The 6,601-nt window shown below is 63.7% G+C and carries 4 protein-coding genes; 3 read left to right on the top strand and 1 reads right to left on the bottom strand.

Annotated elements, in window-relative coordinates; translation table 11 throughout:
- The first annotated feature begins 228 nt into the window (after window positions 1–228).
- Window positions 229–2,358 (top strand): elongation factor G, encoded by a 2,130-nt coding sequence (gene fusA, locus UU9_RS05080; RefSeq protein ID WP_007080650.1) that lies wholly within the window; start codon window positions 229–231, stop codon window positions 2,356–2,358.
- Window positions 2,359–2,474: 116 nt separating this feature from the next.
- Here the strand turns inward: fusA and UU9_RS05075 are convergent, their stop codons facing one another.
- A complete protein-coding gene (locus UU9_RS05075) occupies window positions 2,475–3,455 on the bottom strand; it encodes a peptidoglycan-binding protein (RefSeq protein WP_007080649.1) in 981 nt (326 codons plus the stop codon).
- A 471-nt stretch (window positions 3,456–3,926) separates the two neighbouring features.
- Here UU9_RS05075 and UU9_RS05070 point away from each other — a divergent pair, with 471 nt between their 5' ends.
- Together UU9_RS05070 and UU9_RS05065 are read left to right on the top strand one after the other, a co-directional pair.
- Complete coding sequence (locus UU9_RS05070; RefSeq protein WP_007080648.1) at window positions 3,927–5,528, top strand: peptide chain release factor 3; 1,602 nt, start codon at window positions 3,927–3,929, stop codon at window positions 5,526–5,528.
- Between the two features lie 85 nt (window positions 5,529–5,613).
- The gene (locus UU9_RS05065; RefSeq protein ID WP_040670309.1) at window positions 5,614–6,534 is read left to right on the top strand and encodes a CPBP family intramembrane glutamic endopeptidase; all 921 of its coding nucleotides are present in this window, start codon (window positions 5,614–5,616) and stop codon (window positions 6,532–6,534) included.
- The last annotated feature ends 67 nt before the right edge of the window (window positions 6,535–6,601 follow it).

The following is a 6,601-nucleotide window of genomic DNA, read 5'->3' as shown; positions in this document are numbered from 1 at the left end:
TTGATCAGAGCATCCCTAAGGCTTTACTCCCTCCCCTGCTCGTAGGGGAGGGTTGGAGAGGGGTCCGCTCTTGATCTGAACCCGCAAAAGCGAACCCTTCCTGACCTCCCCTGCCAGCAGGGGAGGAACCAGCCTTCAACTTGCCGCCTGCTCCGCACCCTTCTTGAATTACCTACGCCGCGGCGGCATCTGACTCGTCTATCCGTGTTCATCCACCTGGAGCCTGCCATGGCCCGCAAGAAACCCCTCGCGCTCTATCGCAACATCGGCATCATCGCGCACATCGACGCGGGCAAGACCACAACCACCGAGCGCGTGCTGTATTACACCGGGCGCAAGCACCAGATCGTCAACACGCACGAGACCAAGGACGGCAAGGGCTCCACCACCACCGACTACATGGAGCAGGAGCGCAAGCGCGGCATCACGATCCAGTCAGCCGCTGTCACTGCGGAGTGGAAGGGCCACCAGATCAACGTGATCGACACGCCGGGACATGTGGACTTCACCATCGAGGTGAACCGTTCGCTGCGCGTGCTCGACGGCGCGGTGGTGGTGTTCGACGGCGTCGCCGGCGTCGAGCCGCAAACGGAAACCAACTGGCGGCTAGCCGATCAGTACAAGGTGCCGCGGCTTTGCTACGTCAACAAGATGGATCGCATCGGCGCCAATTTCGCGCATTGCGTGGAAGGCATCCGCGAACGCCTCGGCGCCAACGCGCTGCTGTGCCAGGTGCCGCTGGGCAGCAGCGACGAGTTCGTGGGCATGGTCGACATGGTTGCGGGCGTGGGCTACATCTGGGCTTCCGACGACAAGGACAGCACGTGGGAAAGCGTGCCACTGGAAGCGTTGAAGGACCGCCTCAGCTTCGCCTCCACCGCCGACAACGCGTGGATCGCCGACCTGCCGAAGCTGCGCCAGGATCTGCTGGAAACCGCGCTGGCGCTGGACGACGACGCTTTCGAGCGGCTGCTGAACACCGGCGAGTTCGACCCGACCGTGCTGAAGCACTGCATCCGCAAGGGCACCGTCACCGGTGAACTGGTGCCGGTGCTGTGCGGTTCGTCGTACAAGAACAAGGGTGTGCAGCAACTGCTGGACGCGGTAGTCGACTACCTGCCCTACCCCGGCGAAAACGGCGGCATCGCGACGGTCGACGAGGACGGCAACGTCGTGGGCGAACAGGAAGTCACCGACGACGCGCCGGCGCGCGCGCTGGCGTTCAAGGTGATCAACGACCAGTTCGGCACGCTGACCTTCTGCCGCATCTATTCCGGCGTGATCAAGAAGGGCGACACCTTGCTCAACGTCACCCGCGGCAAGAAAGAGCGTGTGGGCCGCATCGTCGAGGTGCAGGCCGACGACACCAAGGAAATCGACGAGGTGCGCGCGGGCGACATCTGCGCCTTCGTCTCGATGAAGGACACCGAGACCGGCGATTCGCTGAGCGACCCGGCACACCCGGCGCTGCTGGAACGCATGCGTTTCCCCGACCCGGTGATCAGCGTGTCGGTGGAGCCGAAGAACCGCAACGACGTCGACAAGCTCTCCACCGCGCTCTACAAGATGGTCAAGGCCGATCCGTCGCTGCGCATGGAAGTGGACCAGGAAACCGGCCAGACCGTGCTCAAGGGCATGGGCGAGCTGCACCTGGAAATCACCATCGACCGCATGCGCACGGAACTGGGCGTGGAAGCGAGCATGGGCAAGCCGCGGGTCAGTTTCCGCGAGGCCTTCGGCAAGCGGGTCGAGCACACCTACACGCACAAGAAGCAGACCGGCGGCTCCGGCCAGTTCGCCGAAGTGACGATGATCTTCGAGCCGGGCGAACCGGGCTCGGGCGTGGTGTTCTCCGACGAAGTGGTCGGCGGCCGCGTGCCGCGCGAATACATTCCGGCGGTCGAGCACTCGGTCAAGGCCGAATCCAAGGAAGGCCAGGTCGCCGGCTACGAAGTGGTCGACTTCAAGGCGCGTCTGATCGACGGCAAATACCACGACGTCGACTCATCGGCATTGGCATTTGAAATCGCCACCCGCCAGTGCTTCCGTGAGGCGCAGAAGCTGAGCAAGCCGAAACTGCTGGAGCCGATCATGAGCCTGGAAGTGGTCACCGAAGCGACTTATCTCGGCGACGTCATCGGCGACATCAACCGCCGCCGCGGCACCATCACCGAGCAAGGCCAGAAAGGCACGTCGGCCTTCGTACAGGGCTTCGTCCCGTTGTCCGAGATGTTCGGCTATATCAACTTCCTGCGCTCGGCCACCAGCGGCCGCGGTAACTTCTCGATGATCTTCGATCACTATCAGGAGGTGCCCGCCAGCATGGTCGACAAGCTGATGGAGAAGGAAGCGAAATAGCTTCGTTTTTTTGTCTTCGGGTCTCGGCGGCCCGCGCACGAAGAACGGCGAGGTATCGCTACGTCGCCGTTCTCCTTTGTTGCCGTTATCCGGCCACCGTTTTCGGCGGTGACGGTTTACTGCTGCAAGGCCCCGACAGTCGCACCGTCCAATTGACCGGTCGTTGCGAGGCCGCGGATCTTCTGGAATCTCCGGATCGCCGCCAAGGTCCCTGGCCCGGACACGCCATCGACCTTGCTCGTGTACAAGCCCAACTCGGCAAGCTTGCGTTGCGCGTCGGCCACGGAGAAATTGCCCGAGGAGGGCGTGGAGGCGCCATCCACCGCCAGTGCCCCGCCGGTCCCCAGGCCACCGGCCGCGCGCTGCGGCGCGTACTCGCGCACGGACTTCACCATCTGGTTGTAGGAGTCCAGAAACGCCGCGGCAATGACCTTGCCTTGTGGCGTCTTGCTGTAAGCGCCGGCAGCACCGGCGGCACCGTGTCCGCCCAGGATTCCGCCAAAGCCGAAATCGGTGTTTTTCGCGCTGCCCTGCGAAATGGCCACCTGCACACCCGAGCGGGTATCGGTGAGCATCAAGGTCGTGGAGGCTTCACTGCTTTTCATCGAGCCCGCTACCGCTCCAATGAGAGCGCCGTAGCCGCCCAGGCCACCGAGCAACGCCGCGCCGCCACCTCCTGTGTTCTGGGAAAACTGGATGTTCGGCGTCACCACGTAATCGGCCGCCACCATCTGGCCCTTGCCGAGATGACTGTTGCTGCGCATTTCACCGGACGCGGCCAGATCACGCTCCTGCATCATCGATCCCATCGCGCGGCCGCGATCCACCACGATGAAGCAATTGCTCTGCTGGATCATCAGGCGGATAAGCGGCGTGGTTGCCGGCAGATGGTACTGGTTGGTCAGAATGGCGTACCACGGCTCGCTCGTGTCCTCTTCGACAGCCAGCGTTCCCAGGGAATGATCGCAATGCTCCAGGCTCGCATTTGCGTTGGCACTATGGGCACCACCGGCCGATCCGCTGACCGGGTTTTTACCGCCACCTGTAGCCATGCTGGCGCAACCGCCCAACGCCAGCGCGGAACTCAGGCTGATCATCAACAAAGTCCGTTTCACCGATTCAACTCGCATAACAACTCCATTGTCCCCAGGGAATAGTCAGATGCATGGATTAACCGCATGCATCGTGCCGGTACACGAGAGTCGTGAACGGCGAGCCATCTTTGCGTGATACCGGATGAAGGTCTGGCGATGGAACCTGATATTTTTTGACGTCCTTGCCGGGTCCGTCATGTAGGTTTTTTCCAGCATGATGTCGGCGTTCGACGGCGGCGCTTCTCAACGTGCGCCATGGCACACGTTTTCCACCAGTGCGAGCAGGCATCGATAGGATGTCAACATCGTGGTCATGACGCATTTGATCGCCAGCAAGGAACGTGGCCCGCAGCAGGCAGTTGCCAAGACGCCGTAGTGCGAGCCGATTTATGCGCGCGGGGACGAAGGGCGGCGCCAGGCGCGTAGTCCATCCACGTTACAATGGCGGGCTCACGCTCCCGCGATTGCCCACCCATGCCCACCCACCTGCAAGAAACCCGCCGCCGCCGCACCTTCGCCATCGTCAGCCATCCTGACGCGGGCAAGACCACGCTGACCGAGAAGCTGCTGCTGTTCGGCGGCGCGATCCAGATGGCCGGTTCGGTGAAGAGCCGCAAGACGTCGCGCAGCGCCACCTCGGACTGGATGGCGCTGGAAAAGGAGCGCGGGATTTCGGTGACGTCCTCGGTGATGCAGTTCCCGTACGAGGGCAAGATCATCAACCTGCTCGACACGCCGGGACACGCAGACTTTTCCGAGGACACTTACCGCGTGCTGACCGCGGTGGATTCGGCGCTGATGGTGATCGACTGCGCCAAGGGCGTGGAGGAGCGCACGATCAAGCTGATGGAAGTCTGCCGGCTGCGCGATACGCCGATCATGACCTTCATCAACAAGCTCGACCGCGAGGGCCGTTCGCCGATCGAATTGCTGGACGAGGTGGAGTCGGTGCTGGGCATCGCCTGCGCGCCGCTGACCTGGCCGATCGGCATGGGCAAGCGGCTGAAGGGCGTGTACCACCTGGCGCTGGACGAGGTGCACATCTTCGAGGCGGGCAAGAATTTCACGCGGCAGGATTCGACCATCTTCAAGGGCCTGGATGCGCCCGGCCTGCTGGAGCGCATCGGCGACGAGGCGATGCGCGAACTGCGCGAGGAACTGGAACTGGTGCAGGGGGCGGCGCCCTCGTTCGATATCGACGAGTACCTGGCCGGCAAGCAGACGCCGGTGTTCTTCGGCTCGGCGGTGAACAACTTCGGCGTGCAGCTGCTGCTGGATTTCTTCGTCCAGAACGCACCGTCGCCGCAGCCGCGCGACACCACCACGCGGGCGATCGAGCCGGAGGAGGAAAAACTCTCCGGCTTCGTGTTCAAGATCCAGGCCAACATGGATCCGGCACACCGCGACCGCGTGGCCTTCATGCGGGTCTGCTCGGGTACCTACAACGCGGGCATGAAGATGGTGCAGACGCGCACCGGCAAGGAGGTGCGCATCGCCAATGCGCTGACCTTCATGGCCTCGGATCGCGAGATCGTGGAGACGGCCTACCCGGGCGACGTGATCGGCCTGCACAACCACGGCACCATCACCATCGGTGACACCTTCACCGAGGGCGAGGCAGTGTCGTTCACCGGCATCCCCAACTTCGCGCCGGAGTTGTTCCGCCGTGCGCAGTTGCGCGATCCGCTGAAGATGAAAGCCCTGCAGAAGGGCCTGGCGCAGTTGAGCGAGGAAGGCGCCACCCAGTTCTTCCGCCCGCTGATGTCGAACGACCTGATCCTGGGCGCGGTCGGCGTGCTGCAGTTCGAGGTGGTCGCCTACCGGTTGAAGGACGAATACAACGTGGACGCCACCTTCGTGCCCGTCACCGTCAGCACCGCGCGCTGGGTGCACTGCGACGACGAGAAGAAGCTGGAGGAGTTCCGCGAGAAAAACGCGATGAACCTGGCCATCGACGGCGCCGGCGAGCTGGTCTACATCGCACCCACTCGGGTCAACCTGCAACTGGCGCAGGAGCGCTGGCCGCAGGTGCGCTTCGCGAACACCCGCGAGCACGCGGCGGCCGTCGTCGTGTGAGCCATTCGGCGTGACAGCTGTCACTACCGTGGGCCACCGCCAATCGTCAGGCTGTCGCGGCACCCACTTCATGGAGACACCCGGCATGCCAACCGCTCACGTTGCCTTCGTTACCCCGGATTCGGCAACGAAGTGGAAACGCTGGATGCTGTATTCACCGCTGGCGCGCATCGTGATTTTCGTGGCGCTGTTCGTGGTTTTTTCGGCACTGACCGGCATCGCGCTGCACCTGCTGCTCGGGATAGACAAGGCCATGCTGGCCGGCAAGGGCGCGACGACACCGATGCTCGGCCTGGCCCAGTTCCTGATCCGCGTGGTGCCGACGGTACTGGCCTATGTCGTGCTGGTCAGGCTGATCGAGCACCGGCCACTGCGCGAACTGGCGCCGCGCAAGCTGCTGCCGCAGGGCTTGCTGGGCATTCTCGCCGGCAGCTTGCTGTTCAGCACGGCGGTGGGCTTGCTGTGGCTGCTGGGCAGCTACCACGTCACCGGATTCAATCCGCATGCCGCGTGGCTGCCGGCGCTTTTGATGACGGGCCTGGGTGCCGGCATCGGCGAGGAAATCATGTTCCGCGGCGTACTCTTCCGCGTCACCGAAGAGGGCCTGGGCACCTGGGCCGCGCTGCTGATTTCGGCATTGTTCTTCGGCTTCGCCCACGCCCACAACCCCGGTGCCACCGCGTGGAGTTCGTCTGCCATCGCCATTGAAGCGGGTCTGCTGTTCGGCCTGCTCTACCACGTGACCCGCTCGCTGCCGCTATGCATGGGCGTGCATGCGGCATGGAATTTCGCGCAGGGCACGATCTACGGAATCCCGGTATCGGGACTCAGCGCGGACGGCTGGCTGGTGTCGCAACGGACCGGGCCGGACTGGCTGAGCGGCGGCGTGTTTGGCGCGGAGGCGTCGGTGGTCACGCTGACGCTGTGCTTGCTGTGCTCGCTGGGCCTGCTTGCCGTGGCATACCGTCGCGGCACGCTCGTACCACCAGCCTGGCGCCGCCGCTGAGAGGCGTGCAAGCCGCAACCACGCTGTTTTCCCGGCAGGGCCTACGCTAATCTTCGCGATGTCGGAT

This window comes from Rhodanobacter fulvus Jip2 (genome assembly GCF_000264315.1).
Taxonomy (GTDB): Bacteria; Pseudomonadota; Gammaproteobacteria; order Xanthomonadales; family Rhodanobacteraceae; genus Rhodanobacter; species Rhodanobacter fulvus.
This window is presented reverse-complemented; position numbering and strand designations above follow the sequence as displayed.

Bases quoted from the DNA above. Each gene is read 5' to 3' on its own strand.
- fusA (WP_007080650.1), top strand. From the start codon at position 229: ATGGCCCGCAAGAAACCCCTCGCGCTCTATCGCAACATCGGCATCATC.
- UU9_RS05075 (WP_007080649.1), bottom strand. From the start codon at position 3,455: ATGATCAGCCTGAGTTCCGCGCTGGCGTTGGGCGGTTGCGCCAGCATG.
- UU9_RS05070 (WP_007080648.1), top strand. From the start codon at position 3,927: ATGCCCACCCACCTGCAAGAAACCCGCCGCCGCCGCACCTTCGCCATC.
- UU9_RS05065 (WP_040670309.1), top strand. From the start codon at position 5,614: ATGCCAACCGCTCACGTTGCCTTCGTTACCCCGGATTCGGCAACGAAG.